The following is a 14302-nucleotide window of genomic DNA, read 5'->3' on the forward strand; positions in this document are numbered from 1 at the left end:
CTACTCCTTTCCCTTATCCACGTTTGTCGGGATATGAATCACTATTTTGGTTCCTTGATTTTCTCCGGATTCAATCTCTATTCTTCCTTCTAACAGTTCAACCCGTTCTCTCATCCCAATCAGACCGAAGTGGGTATGATCCTTGCTTTTCTTCGCAAGAAGCTCCGGTTTGAACCCAAGCCCATTGTCCTGAACGACAATTTTGACGAGCTGAGCCTGGTATGTAATTTCCACTACAACATATGTGGGATAAGCATGCTTTGCAGCATTCGACAGACCTTCCTGCACAAGGCGGTAGATTGCAGCCTCCATGGCTGAAGATAAACGATGTTCCTTACCTCTTGTTTCAAAAAGCGACCGGATTTTCGTTTTTACCTCAAAATCCTGCACGTACTTCCGAAGCGTTGGAATCAGTCCCAGATCATCCAGTGCCATAGGACGCAGATTGAAAATAACTTTTCTCATTTCTTCAAGACTGGAACGAACCTGGCCTTTCAAATCTACTATTTCGGCCTGGACCATCTTAAAATCCTGCTTAATGAGCATTCTTTCTACAATTTCCGTCCTAAGCACTAGATTGGCGAGCATCTGGGCAGGCCCGTCATGAATTTCACGAGCAATACGTTTCCGCTCTTCTTCCTGGGCCAAAATTATTTTCAAACCAATCATTTGTCGATTTTTGGCATTTTCAATGATCCGGGTCACTTGACCTAGTTCACCTGACAGGTATTCGAGTACAACACCCATCTGCGAACCGATGGTCTCGGCACGCTCCACAGAAGCTTCCACATTTTTGGCACGCTTCTGTAGGTCATCCCGACGGGCCTTCAGATACATTTCCTTCTCACGATAAATCATCAGATCCAGCTGCAGCTGTGTTGCTTTCTCATATGCCTGCTTGATATCATGCTCGGAATAACGGACAAAGTCGCGGCTAACCTCAGTCAGCCGGATCCGGGAACGGCGGTAGTTCAGCTCCAACTGATCTACTTTCTCGATCGTTTCCGCCGTCTCCTTCAGCACCGACTTTAACTCCTCGTTGAGTGTTTTCAGCTCATCGCGAGTCGCGTCCATGATCTCGAACATTTGATATTTGCTGTTTTCCATGACTTGTATGGCGTTTTTAATGACGCGGTCTATGGCATCGGCTTGTAAATCCACGTTTGTTCGACTCCATTTCTATCGTTTCCGGTATATATCATACCATATCACGATGAGATGGTAACGGTCTTCGTTTTCTGTTCCCATTTTACAGTCAGTCCAAGTTGCTCGGAAACGAGTCTAAGCGGGACTAAAGTCCTACCACCCGTTACGTATGGTGCAACAGTTGCGCTCTGTCTTTTACCATTCAGAATGAATTCTTTCTGCCCTACAACCAGATCAATCAGCTTTCCACCACGTAATACCGTAATCCGCTGATTTTTGCTATCCCAGCTTGCCTGACCACCAAAAGCGTCCAAAACATGCTTGATTGGCACATACGTTGTACCATTTTTCAGGACTGGTGCTGCGTCAATCGCTTTTTTCGTTCCGTTCACCGTCATCGACTTCTGCCCAAGTACAAGCGAAGCTGTTCCCGTAGGCAATCCAACTTCACTGGACTTGGAAGGCATCGTGAATGCGATGTTGTCAAAAGCAACCGTACCTGATTTCGCTCGCTCATCCTGACCCTCTTCCACATTCACCACATAGACCCGCTTCAGCTTCGCTGGATAGGCGATATTCAGTCCGTTCAGGTCTACGCTCAGCTTCTTCCAACCGTTCCAATCAATTGCCTTGGCGAGATCGGCATATACCGTTTTGCCATTAGCATCCGTGAATTCGGCACGCAGCCAGTTCAGGCTCTTATCTCCCATAACATCCATCGACATCGATGTAGCCGCAGCAGATACCTCTCTGCCGGTAGAACCATTCAGTTGTGCATAAGCGTACATTTTGCCTGTTCCAGCTGTCATATCGTAACCGAGTTGCAGTACATTGGAGCCAGCCTTCTCACCAGTTCCTGCTGTAACGGTTGCCGAACCAGTTACGCCCGCTGCGTTCGTCGTGAAGTTGATCGGATAATTCACATTTTCGAAATTCTCCCAGATCGTTTCGCTTGCAGAAGCCGAGAGGACCACGACTGTGCTGTAACCATCATAACGACCAATCGCATATCCCACTTGTGCACCGGAATTGACAGAAGATACCGTTAATTGGTCAGCAGTGACTTTACCTTTGAACCCGATAAATTCCCATGTCAGCGAGTCCGCCGGAACCGTAACACTTTGTCCGCTCTTCGTTGTTGCCGTTACCGGAATGGATATCGTTGTGCCCGCCTTGAGCGAACCCAGACCCGATCCTGCTGTCAGGGAAGCCAACTCACTTCCACCCAGTACCGATACTTTAATGGAGGATGAAGCTCCATTGCTTGTTGCCGTCAGGGTTGCTGTACCCGGCTTCACGCCTTTGATCTTGCCGTTGCTGACACTCACGATGCCGTTGTTGCTGGACTTCCAGGACATGCTGATATCGCCTGTAGCGATCGGGTTGTAATAGGTGTCATATCCTTTGGCTGTGTACTTGCCCTCTTGTCCCACCAGCAACGTTTGGCTGCCACTCACGGCAAAGCCCTTCAGTTTACCTACAGGAGCCGTAGAGAACACACCCAGCGTGTTTACAACCTGACGTTGCTCGGTGCCATACTCTGTGTTGAACGTCAGCCCAGCAGTTTGTTCACCCAACGGACGTGTTACCATTGTTGTGGAGCCGCCTCCGTCCAGGTTCATACCTTTCCAGACACCCACACTGGTCATGAAGGATTGCAGTTCCGTCAGCGACATCCCGCTGCTGTTACTGTTTTTCTCCGCTGCAATGATGTAGACATACCGACCATCCTGGGAGTATCCTACTGCTGTTCTTGCACGAATACCACCAATGCCGGAAGCGGCGATATCACGGGAAAAGGAAGCTGCCTTACCACCATTCACAAGAATGGTATGACCGCCAATCATCATCTCCAGGTTACTTGGATCAACCGATTGCCCCGTTGTTTTGGCTTTTAACTTGTAATCCGCATCCAGGGTTTGCCCAACAGATAGATGGCTCATGATCCATGTCGCTGCTGTACCATGCGCACGCAAAATGTACCCATCCTGCGGCACCGTCATGTTTAACGCTTTTTTATCCGAGATTTGGGTAATTACTCCGTTCTGCACGAGAACCTCTGTCGGTGTTGTGGAGGGGTCATTTGGACGTTTGGTGGACGTCCAGGCAGGTGTATAAATATACATCGAGTTGGCATGACTATATTTCACCGCACCAGACTCTACCGTATAATCCTCTTTATTTATCCCACGCAAAACAAAGGTTGAACCATCCTGTGCCTTCACAGTCCCGTCAAAAGAATACTCGTCGATCATCGGTTTGCCATCCTTGGTCACCGTGAGGGCATACATGCCCGATAGTTCAGAAGGTGTGGAGACCAGTACGCCATCGGAGACCTGTCCACCAATAGGGGCGAGCTCTCCGGATACATTGAAGTAATCACCGTTCACAGCAGCTACCGCACTATTTTCCTTAGCCATAGCACCCGTACTCTGTTTGCTGTTCAGATTACCGCCCTTGCCTGTCATCACATCCAGCTTCACATATGGGTTCTGCAGATCCACCTGGATTACATCCGCCAGTACGTTGACCTTGGAACCGGAACGTGTTGTCGTATATCTGTATTTCATGAGCTTCGCACCCGAAGTCAGAATTTCTTCACTCAACTTGCTTGTATTGGTAGATGCCGCTGCGGCCACCGATTGCCACGAAGTGCCTGACCACATCTGTCCGCCTGCGCTCATCACCGGTGCAATCCATATCACGCCCGCCAGCGTCACAATTGCCCATTTCTTCACCTTACTACCCTTAACGTCTTCCGGCTGTTTCCCATGTTTCCCCAGCATGTCTGAAACGTCTCTCCCATCTTGTATATCAATCTTAGACATCACGAACACTGCCAAGTAGACAGCCGATAGCGAGATCTCTAGTATACTCTTCTATTAATAGACTGCTTTTTGTGGAAAAAGTTACGCCCATAGCTAAGATTGAGGTATATATTGGCTAATCGATTCAAGACGTTTCTGGTATGTAGTTAAACTAATCAAAAAATAGACTTCGTCTGTACAGAGATTCTTTATTTTTACTGTCATCATATCAGCTCCCCTAAATATTGATTTTTATCACATCATAATTTTGTATTCTATTTCAAATAAAAAGGAACACCTCAAGAATTGTGCTTTCTTGAAGTGTCCCTATACATTACACACCCTTTATCCTCTAACTCGGGATGAGTGACTTTACTAATATAGTTATGGTGTGCCTTTTATAGATATCCTAACTTGTCCAAAACCCGCTTCAACATGACTGCTGCCTGTGCACGAGTTGCATTTCCCTGAGGTTCGAATGTTCTGGCTGTCATGCCTTGAATGATTCCCTCTTGCACCGCTTTGGCAACTGAATCCTTGGACTGAATTTTATTGCTGTCCTTGAACTTGGATAAAGTGGTAGCAGCCGAAGATTGAAGAGAGACTGTTTTCCCACCGTAGTTCATCGCACGTACCATCATAAGTGCCATCTGCTCACGCGTAATGGGGCGATCCGGCTTAAAAGTCCCATCGGTATTTCCCGTAATGATTCCGGCTTCAGCGGCAGCACCGATATAGGCACTTGTAGTGCCACCTCCAAGAACATCACGGAAACGACCTGTCGCTGTTTGATTACCTGCGAGTCCCATCCCTTTAGCCACTAATTCAGCAAACTCGGCACGGGTTATATTTTGGTTAGGTCCATAGAAAGAACCGTTCGGCGTACCAATGATCCATTTGGCAGATAGTTCTTTAATGACTGCACTAGCCCAATGGGATGATGTATCTTGGTAATTTACGATATGTGTGACAGGAACAACCGTTTGATTACCATTTAATTGTCCTTGAATGACAACACTATTGATCGTGGTTTTAAACGAACTAGGCACGTTAGATAGAATAAATGTACCTGGATCGATATAGGTTAGCCCTGAAGTTGTCGTCGGTGTTTTCAATGGCAATTGTATAGCAAGCTGGCTCTTAAAGCTCTGCTCCACACGTTGATTATTATTTCCGTTAAATGCAGACAAGTATATATTCGTATTATTCCCCAACTTCTGTGCACCCGCAGCTAGCAATAAGCCATCTAATGTGCCCGATCCAGATACTGGTACTGTCTCGATCTGTACGTAAAGATAGGAAGAACCTGTATTTGTTGATGCACCCACGCCTTGAATTATTGAAGACACATCTAAATTGGACAAAGGAAGTGTCCATAGGCGATCACCATACTTGATTCCAATTGAACTGCTACGGTTGCTTGATGCCAACTGAGCCAATGCACCTAACGGGAAGCCAACATATGCCGAAGATTCATCGGCATTAATCTCAAATACAACAGGCTGTGCCGTTTTACCGGCCGTAGTCGCGTACTCATAGGCCTGTAGCAATTTGGAAGCATCTACGTTAAATTGACGAGTTGAAAGGTTATTGCGAGTCATTGCCGACACATTGGTAGCTGTATCGTTACTCATCACAAGTAAAGACTGACCATAGCTCGATGCATCTAATTCTGTCAACCAAGAAGGCCGACTATTCGTCTGGCTACCTGTAGAACTGCCATTCAACTGTAAGGTAAGCGGCCCAAAAGCTGCAATAGTGTTATTTAATGCATCTCTCAAAGGAACAGCTCCCGGTACATAACTAACCGTTCCCGTCTGACCCGATGTCGCTGCACTCGAAATCTTCAAGGTTAACAAGGAACCTGAAGTAGCAGCAGAGGTTACACTTACCGCGGAACCACCAAGCTGTACAACGAACTGAGGTGCTGTAAGAGCCATCTGGGCCTGAAGTGGATCCTTAAAAGTGATGGACACGATGTCCCCTTGAAGGACGGCCGAGAGAATTTTCCCATTTCCATAGGTATAGGTCACTGGCGCTAAATTAATGTAACCAGCGGGGTTGCCATTCAAATCGGTCAATCTCAAGGTTCCTGGTACGTAAGACAAACTGACGTTTTGCGTGCTGGCAACTGCACTTGCCAAAGTCAAGGTAACCAAGTCATCCTCGATCTCTGTATCATTTACGAACACTGCCTTACCATCTACCAATACGGAGTATTGACTCTTGAGAGGTTTGTTCGTTCTGCTCAGCGGTTCATTGTAACGAATCCATAATGTGGATCCACTTACTTCTGCACTTTGAAATTCGGGTGCTTTCGTATCAATACTATTGCGAACGTAGAACCCACTGAAGCCCGCAAGTGCCTGTCCACGGGTGTCCTTTACAGGCCATGAGCCCGGTTCATATGATACCCTCACTACTTCTCCGTTCTGGATGGAACGATTAAGACTGAGCGTAACCAGAGAGCTATTATTCGTAGAGATGCTACTAATTCCTACCGATGCTCCATCAGCCGTCACGCTAAACTGTCTTGCTGCATCACTTGAATTAATATATACCGTTTCTGGGTAGTATAAGCTAATTGTATTACCATACGCTGTACCTTCACGCGGTTTGGACATGATGGAATCCAGGCCGTTCTCCACATCTCTGGCTGAGAATGCTGCTGCAGCGTTAAAAGACATATCCTGAATCTTACGGGTCCCCGTTCCTGGGGCGTACGCAATTCGTACAACCTGTCCTACCGCTACACCCGTATCCAGTACCACATATACACTATCTCCTGAAACATAAGATGTGCTTACATTACGGTTCTCTCCGTTAATCGTGACTGTGAAGCTGGAAGCAAACGGATCAAGACTTGAGAGCAATTCGTCATATGTCAAACGAATGATGTTATTGCTGTACATTTTGGCTGTTTTCAGAACTGGAGCTGTTGTATCCGAACTCAATGTCCTGAAAGTCCATGAATTTGCCCCGTTCAATCCCGTAAACAGGTTTCCCGCGTTATCCCGTAGAAAGCCTCCCAGTATATCCACAGTGTATGTGGTATTACTTGTTAAGCTGCTTAACGGAATAATCCGTAGTTGTCGATTATTAGTGCTGTTGAGCAATACTGTTGCAGGCACTGCAACTCCATTAGCACTTTTTAATATAACTGCTCCAGTGATATAAGCTGAACTCAACTCTTTGTTGAACGTCACTGTTAGTTCATTCGTTAACGAAACATTGCTTGCCCCATTGGTTGGCGATAATGAGGACACTGTTAATGCTGTGGGATCAGAAGAAAATGCAGTGAAATTCCACTCTCCTCGATTAATGCCTTTTACATCATTACCAACGCTGTCTCTCAATGCCCCTTCGGGCATCACCACCGAGTATGTAATTCCATTAGAGAAGTTGTTCGAAGGATCAATTGTGAGCGTTCTACCATTTATTACAATACGCGGTGAACCTGCCGTTATATCCAATTCTTCAACAACTGTACTTCCCTGGAAAATCTGAATTTTACCTGCCCCAGCTGTAATACTGTCATTGTAGTTCAGTTGTATGTTGGACGTAGTTGGAACAGACACTGCTCCTAATGTCGGGTAATAGGTGCTTACCTTGGCTGTTCCTATTCCCTTTGTGCTAAACTTCCATTGCTGCAATGTTGGACCTTTCACCGCTGTTCCATCAACGGTTACCAAGGAACCTGTATCGAATTGGACATAGTATGTTCCTCCACGTAACAGTGGATGAGTAATACTTACCTCTTTCCCTACCCCATCAACACTCTCCGGTGCGTCAGGATCTGCTAGAGTTCCCTTAATTTTCACGTCTGAGCTATCCATTCTAATAGTAGCTACCGGAATATTGTCCTGCAAGCGTGTAATTACTATATTTCCCACAGCGCTCTCAGACTTCTTGACGGCTTCCTTGAACTGAATAACAAGTGGTGCTGCGCCGTCAACCTCAGTAGCTCCCACAGCAGGAATAGTAGTGTCAATTAATGTGTCGTTAAATTCATCGGCAGCATACGCCGTATTTGAATCCACAATCGGGATACCATGCCAACCTTGAACAGACATTAGAACGATTAACAATCCGATGATCCCCTTACGAATCAGTCCTTTTAAACTCACCTTTCGTTCCTCCTCATCCAGATTCAACTGTTTATTCCATGTATAGACCTCTTTATGTATTTCGGCAAAAAGGAAATATTTGATTAGCAAATAGTTATAATATGTAAATCTGATTTTCTTTTTTCGTAATGCAGAGATATCCATAATACTTACTAGAGTAAAAGGCTGGGCAAAACCCAGCCCCTCCTCATCAAACCGTACGTGAGGTTTTCCCTCATACGGCTTTCCGATGTTCATCTTTCATGGGCATGCAGCATATTTGCTTTGGCCTCATGACCTAGTTTCCCCTATAAGAGTTGTTGAGTGTTTTCTAGCGTGTCGTTAGCCATTTTGGCATTCACGAACTCGTACCTCTTGGTGAAACGTGAACAAAGTAGGGCTCCTTCCCTCCCGCAGGTTGTGTTGTCCTGCGTTCCCAGGTAGTATGAGCCCCTCGGACTCCCTTCCTGCTGTTCACTCACTTCACCTTCTGGCTTATAGAGTACCACTTTACGGATTCATAAAAAAAAAAAATCCGTGCAGGGGAGGGTCTCCCCAGTTCACTACATCCTCTTTCAGACCATGCCGCTCCCCTTACGCCGGAGGATTCTTCGCTGTCGCTCCAAGTTCAAAACAGCTTCCCTGGCCTTCGTCCATCTACACGAGACTCGGCTTCCTCTTTTCCCTCTTGCAAGGCCTTTTTGACGACGCGGCAGGATTCACTTGATGTTACGGCCTGGACTGTCGCTCGCCCTGTCTCTGACAGGTACTTTCGTCGATACGCTTTTACGCACAGATTTCTCCATACGCAAGTATCCTAGCTACACGGGGCTTGGCCTCTCCCGCGACCGGATTTTCATCGGCTAGAAGATGCGTGCTTAGCTGGGCACGCTGCAAAAAAAAGAAGCTCATGATTCCTTTAAGGAATCATGGACTTCTACATGTGTTGGACCGAAGCTTACAGACCTGCTTGAGTTTTCAAAAGGTCTACTTTGTCCACTTGCTCCCAAGGTACATCCAGGTCTGTACGGCCAAAGTGACCGTAAGCAGCTGTTTGTTTGTAGATTGGACGACGCAGATCCAGCATACGGATGATGCCAGCCGGACGAAGATCGAAGTTGTTACGCACAAGCTCAACCAGTTTCTCTTCGCTGACTTTGCCAGTTCCATATGTATCCACGTTGATCGATACCGGGTTGGCTACACCAATCGCGTAAGCGAGCTGAATTTCTAACTTGTCTGCAAGACCTGCAGCAACAAGGTTTTTCGCTACGTAACGAGCCGCATATGCTGCGGAGCGGTCTACTTTTGTCGGATCTTTACCAGAGAACGCACCACCGCCGTGACGTGCATAACCGCCGTAGGTATCTACGATGATTTTACGTCCCGTGAGGCCTGCATCTCCCTGAGGTCCGCCAATAACGAAACGTCCTGTTGGGTTAATGAAATATTTAGTCTGCTCATCCAGCAATTCAGCTGGAACGACGGGCAGAATTACATGTTCTTTGATGTCTTTTTGGATCTGCTCCAGCGTAGTCTCTTCAGCATGCTGAGTAGACACAACGATTGTATCCACACGTACCGGCTTGTCACCGTCGTATTCAATCGTTACTTGAGTTTTACCATCTGGACGAAGATATTCCAAAGTACCGTTCTTACGCACTTCCGCCAGACGACGTGCGATACGGTGGGACAGTGCGATTGGCAAAGGCATAAGTTCCGGTGTTTCGTTCGTTGCAAAACCGAACATCAGACCTTGGTCACCTGCACCAATGTTTTCTGTTTCACGAGCGACTTGTTCCGGGTCACGGTTCTCAAGCGCTGCGTTCACGCCTTGGGCAATATCAGCGGACTGCTCATTCAGAGAAGTCAGAACTGCACAAGTGTTATAATCAAAACCAAATTGGGCATTTGTGTACCCAATTTCCTTGATGGTATTACGAACGATGGACGGAATGTCCACATATTCAGACGCTGAGCTAATCTCACCGATAACAAGCACAAGGCCTGTGGCTACAGAAACTTCGCATGCTACACGAGCATTAGGATCATTCACCAGAAACGCGTCCAAAACGGCGTCTGAGATCTGATCGCAGATTTTATCCGGATGTCCTTCGGTTACAGACTCCGATGTAAATAGATGCCGGCCTTTAACAGACATGAAGTTTCAACCTCCCATAACTAATAGTATGGCGATTGCCCGAACAAAACATGACAGCGATTCGTTCACTGTACCCTCGAAGCTTTCCAACATGGAATAAGGACGCAGGGTCCGCAGTTACGAAGATAAGGATTTTTCAGGTAATTGCCTCAAACGAAAATCAACCTTTCCCTAGTGGAAAAGGTTGCATACCTCAAATGCCATCTTAACGTATTTGTCAAGACGTGTCAAACAAAATGGGGTAAGGAAAATGCCCTATAAGTGCTGCTCTGCCTGACGAATTAGCCTCTTGGTGATCTCTCCACCAACCGATCCATTCTCGCGGGAAGTCAGATGTCCCCACCCTTTGTATTGCCCATAAGAGTGATCACTCAGTTCACCCAGTTCAGATCCAAACTCTGTATCCGCACCGGCCAAACCTCTGCGACCATAACCCACATCGAGGCCAAATTCTGCAGCGATCTCATACTTCATCTGATCCAACATTTGACGACTTTCGGGTACCACTTTGCGATTGCTTCTAGCCATGGTTCCTGCACCTCCGTTAATTGGTTGTGTACAGTTATAGAGTGAACAGGAACAAGGTTAGCTAGCCGTATTAATGTTTGTTAGAACTGGGTAATCTGAGCAAATGAAATGTATGACTATTGAATAATTCCTTTAACAGATACAGAACCTATTTCATAGTATATCCACCACGAACCATTACGGTTAGGCTATATTTGTTCCCTTCCAATACCGTAATCCCCCGTCCATCCCTTGGGAAAGAGAGCAGGTGATTGGTCGGCGCTGCCTGTCCATTCGTCAGGTCAATCCCGTCCGTCAGATCAGCTACACCATTCGTACCTTCACTGACGATCACAGCTTTGCCGCTACGTACGATGAACTCCGCGCCAGATAACCCGATCAGCTGTTGACCCGGCTTCACAGTTACAATCTCAATGGCATCAGAAGCGCCTGAGACTAGTGGAGGAAGGGATGTATCTCCACCTGTGCTACCTGAGTTCCCGGTTCCCGTAGAGCCTGTATTGTTACCATTTCCTGCATTGCTGTCTGTTCCCGTACTGGTACTACCGCTTCCCGTCGGAATCTTACCGCCCAAAGCCTGTTGGATCTGCTGATCTACATAACTCTTCGTTACAACTGGATCATCCGCTGTACCTGGTTGGCTGGTGCCTGCTCCAATGGCTGTATTGCTATATACCGACCCAACCCACACGCCAACACCAATCGCGAGCGCAGCAAGGGATACTTTCATATAAGGTTTCATGTGAATCATTTTCCTCCTCTGGTAATCTATTAACTTTAACTATAGAGAAAAAAACGCCATGGGACAAGCAAAACCTCGTTTCCGTTGGGGGAAACGAGGTTCGGTATTATTGATTTACGTTATCTTCCAATTACAGATGAATCTGTTTCCAGATCTTCCAATGGAAGTTTAGAAGAATCATAGCTATACGTTTGGGCTGCTAATAGAAGTTTTTGTCCTTGGAACTGATCGAACAATTCAACTTTATATGTGCCACCTCTACGTTTGTTAAATATCGTATCATCAATATTCCAGCTTACACTTTGATTTAGTCCTACTTTTAGGTCAGTATCCAGTGAGAGTTCTTTCTCAAAGACTTTACCCGTATAGTCTGTAATCGCGAGAATTAACTTATGGCCTGTTTCTCCGCTATCAGTCTCTCCATCACGCGTCAGAGAATATATCATTTCTACTTGGAGCGCAGTAGAGCCATTCAGATAAGCCTTAATATTACTGCCTGAGAACGTGAATGGATAGAGATCGATATTGTTTAAAGATCCTTGCACTACTAATTGTTTCGGCTGAACCTCGAATGCTGTTGCATTAACAAAAGCTGTAGGTTCACCTTCACCAGATACAAATTTATTATCCGCAACACCTTCACCAATAATTAAGCGCATTTCAGAAGAAGCTGTCACACTCTTAGGAACTTTCGCCCAGAATGTAACTACACTCTTCTGTCCTGGTCCAGGTACTCGATCAGCTTGCTTGGCTGTAGCCTTATAGTACTGACCATCAGAAGTTTTATAATAGCCTACCAGCTTCGCAAGACCATTCTGACGTAAGGATTTATTAGTCATTTCAAACTCTGTGTATACGATATCCGTTGAAGCACCAGGGTAGATATAGGTTCTACGTACCCCTAACTCTGTTTCTTTATCTTTACCACCGACAATGAATTTCTTGCCTGCGGCTACATTAGCCAAAGGTTGGATCAATCCAGACGTAGTTAGGGTAATCCAATCATTAGTCTCTTCCTCACTAACTTTTTCTAGTAGAGTGACTTCCAATCTACTCATATTTAACTCCGTTGGAATTTTGGTTAGAAGGTAGGCTTCTGTGGTCATTCCAGGTCCTAATAATTTTCCACCTTGCGCACGAATGAGCTTCGTATCTCCATCAATACGAGCAGAATCAATCGTAAACATAGCTTCTAATTCAGGTAATTGTACCGTTTTTTTTGATGCATTTCGAATCGTTACTTTTGCCGCTACGATATCACTATCTGTCCAAGGAAGACGCTGTAGAGATCCTACAGATACACCGAACATCCCTTTGCTATTTTTAATAACCGTTTCAGTCGTTAGCCCATCTCCACTAACAACTGACTCAGGAATAGCATAGATACCAACCGGGTAGGAGAATACTAAGCTCTTAGCATCGCTGTTAGTCTCCTTGCTATCATCCTCTGCACGAGGTGTCATCACATATAACTTAATCTTGTTTATATCACCATCACCCTGAAGAGTTGATAATAATTTAACAGACTTACTTGCTCCAGGTTTAAGTTTGAGGGCATCAAAAGCCTTAGTTTCAATAGGATAGGAAGTGCCATCTTCTGTTCGAATCTCCAAAGAATACTTTGGAATAGTTACTTCTTTCTTGCCTTCGTTCTTGATCAGAAACTGCATTGTAAGATCATACTCGTTATCCTCTGTTCGCACGCGAGCAGATTCTATCAATGTAGATACACGCTGGCCATTAATGGATATAATATTAGGTTGATTCGCTGCAGTCTGTACATTTGACTGACTAGCTTCAGGCAACTGCAACGCAGCTACTGGTAAAGCGGTCTTCTCTTCTCCTTGTTCTTCTACCAGCAACAACTCTGAATTCTGTAGCTTCAAAGAAATAGGAAGGGAAGCCAGCAATCCCAACGTTTTATTCGCTTGTGCCTGAACACTGACAGATGAACTGTCTTTGTCTGGAGTGAGTGGATAATTCGTACCACTTGGCGTTCGCAAAATCCACTTAATGTTCGGATTATCCAACATTTTATAACTGATATTGTTCAAATTCACTCCGACTTTAACATATTGATTCTTATCTTCTCCTGGGTATACTTTAATGCCAGATACCTTTACTTTCACAGCTGAATCACTCAAACGAACCGTCTTCGTTTTACCAACAGGAGTGGTGATGCTATAGGAAGAAGGGATATTGAATTTCCCCAAAGTGCTTTCATAATTAGGCTTACTAAAATCCCATTTAACAATCAGGAAGTTTAAATCACTTAATTTTACTTCCCGTCCTACTTTCATCACATAAGTTAGATCTACAGTAGAACCTGGTGCTACTGTCTTCTTCTCTTGATCCTTAGCAATTAATTTAGGAGAAAAACTTGTTCCACCCTTAGTTTTCACTTTACTCCAGTAATCTAACATCATTAATGGGGCGCTATCATTGTTTTTATAGGTTAATGTATACGTTACTGTGTTTCCATCATCTTGAGACAAAATATTTACATCCGTTAACTTCACTGAACTGCGAGCAGTCACTTTAACAGCTGGCACATTAGACAGAGTATGTACTATCTTGGTTGGTGTAGGTGTCTGTTGTTTTTTTGTAGTATCGCTACTCCCACTCTTCGTAGCAGTTGAATCGGCTGCAAAAACAGCTTCTCCGCTTGCGGTAATCAACATTGCACCAGATAACAGAGTTGTAATGACCTTTCTATATTTCAATTTCAAACCTCCCATAAATTGCTTGTCGCATTTATAGTATAGACGATTTAACCTCCAATAAAGTTACGATGTTGTTGGTTTTGATTCAA

At 45.3% G+C, this 14302-nt stretch carries 8 protein-coding genes; 1 reads left to right on the plus strand and 7 read right to left on the minus strand.

Annotated elements, in window-relative coordinates:
- The 3 genes from MHI06_RS26740 to MHI06_RS26750 all read right to left on the minus strand — a co-directional run bounded on the left by MHI06_RS26740 (position 1) and on the right by MHI06_RS26750 (position 8080).
- Positions 1-1161 (minus strand): sensor histidine kinase, encoded by a 1161-nt coding sequence (locus tag MHI06_RS26740; RefSeq protein ID WP_017691966.1) that lies wholly within the window; start codon positions 1159-1161, stop codon positions 1-3.
- A gap of 47 nt (positions 1162-1208) precedes the next feature.
- Complete coding sequence (locus MHI06_RS26745; protein ID WP_340399621.1) at positions 1209-3932, minus strand: stalk domain-containing protein; 2724 nt, start codon at positions 3930-3932, stop codon at positions 1209-1211.
- A 419-nt stretch (positions 3933-4351) separates the two neighbouring features.
- Positions 4352-8080 (minus strand): SwmB domain-containing protein, encoded by a 3729-nt coding sequence (locus MHI06_RS26750; RefSeq protein ID WP_340399622.1) that lies wholly within the window; start codon positions 8078-8080, stop codon positions 4352-4354.
- Positions 8081-8785: 705 nt separating this feature from the next.
- Here MHI06_RS26750 and MHI06_RS26755 point away from each other — a divergent pair.
- Positions 8786-8926, plus strand: coding sequence for a hypothetical protein (locus MHI06_RS26755; protein ID WP_340398421.1), 141 nt, complete (start codon positions 8786-8788; stop codon positions 8924-8926).
- 91 nt (positions 8927-9017) lie between these two features.
- Here MHI06_RS26755 and metK read toward each other — a convergent pair whose 3' ends face one another.
- From metK to MHI06_RS26775, 4 genes are all read right to left on the minus strand, one after another.
- Positions 9018-10220 (minus strand): methionine adenosyltransferase, encoded by a 1203-nt coding sequence (gene metK / locus MHI06_RS26760; RefSeq protein WP_340399623.1) that lies wholly within the window; start codon positions 10218-10220, stop codon positions 9018-9020.
- Positions 10221-10475: 255 nt separating this feature from the next.
- Complete coding sequence (locus MHI06_RS26765) at positions 10476-10748, minus strand: alpha/beta-type small acid-soluble spore protein (protein ID WP_340399624.1); 273 nt, start codon at positions 10746-10748, stop codon at positions 10476-10478.
- Positions 10749-10896: 148 nt separating this feature from the next.
- The gene (locus MHI06_RS26770) at positions 10897-11490 is read right to left on the minus strand and encodes a hypothetical protein (RefSeq protein WP_340399625.1); all 594 of its coding nucleotides are present in this window, start codon (positions 11488-11490) and stop codon (positions 10897-10899) included.
- Positions 11491-11609: 119 nt separating this feature from the next.
- Positions 11610-14213, minus strand: a complete 2604-nt coding sequence (locus MHI06_RS26775; protein WP_340399626.1) for a hypothetical protein — start codon at positions 14211-14213, stop codon at positions 11610-11612.
- Positions 14214-14302 lie beyond the last annotated feature (89 nt).

It is taken from the genome of Paenibacillus sp. FSL H8-0079, from assembly GCF_037991315.1.
In the GTDB taxonomy this organism is placed as follows: domain Bacteria; phylum Bacillota; class Bacilli; order Paenibacillales; family Paenibacillaceae; genus Paenibacillus.

Coding starts and splice junctions, on each gene's coding strand:
- MHI06_RS26745 (WP_340399621.1), bottom strand. CDS start 3,932: ATGCTGGGGAAACATGGGAAACAGCCGGAAGACGTTAAGGGTAGTAAG.
- MHI06_RS26755 (WP_340398421.1), top strand. CDS start 8,786: ATGTTACGGCCTGGACTGTCGCTCGCCCTGTCTCTGACAGGTACTTTC.
- metK (WP_340399623.1), bottom strand. CDS start 10,220: ATGTCTGTTAAAGGCCGGCATCTATTTACATCGGAGTCTGTAACCGAA.
- MHI06_RS26765 (WP_340399624.1), bottom strand. CDS start 10,748: ATGGCTAGAAGCAATCGCAAAGTGGTACCCGAAAGTCGTCAAATGTTG.
- MHI06_RS26770 (WP_340399625.1), bottom strand. CDS start 11,490: ATGAAACCTTATATGAAAGTATCCCTTGCTGCGCTCGCGATTGGTGTT.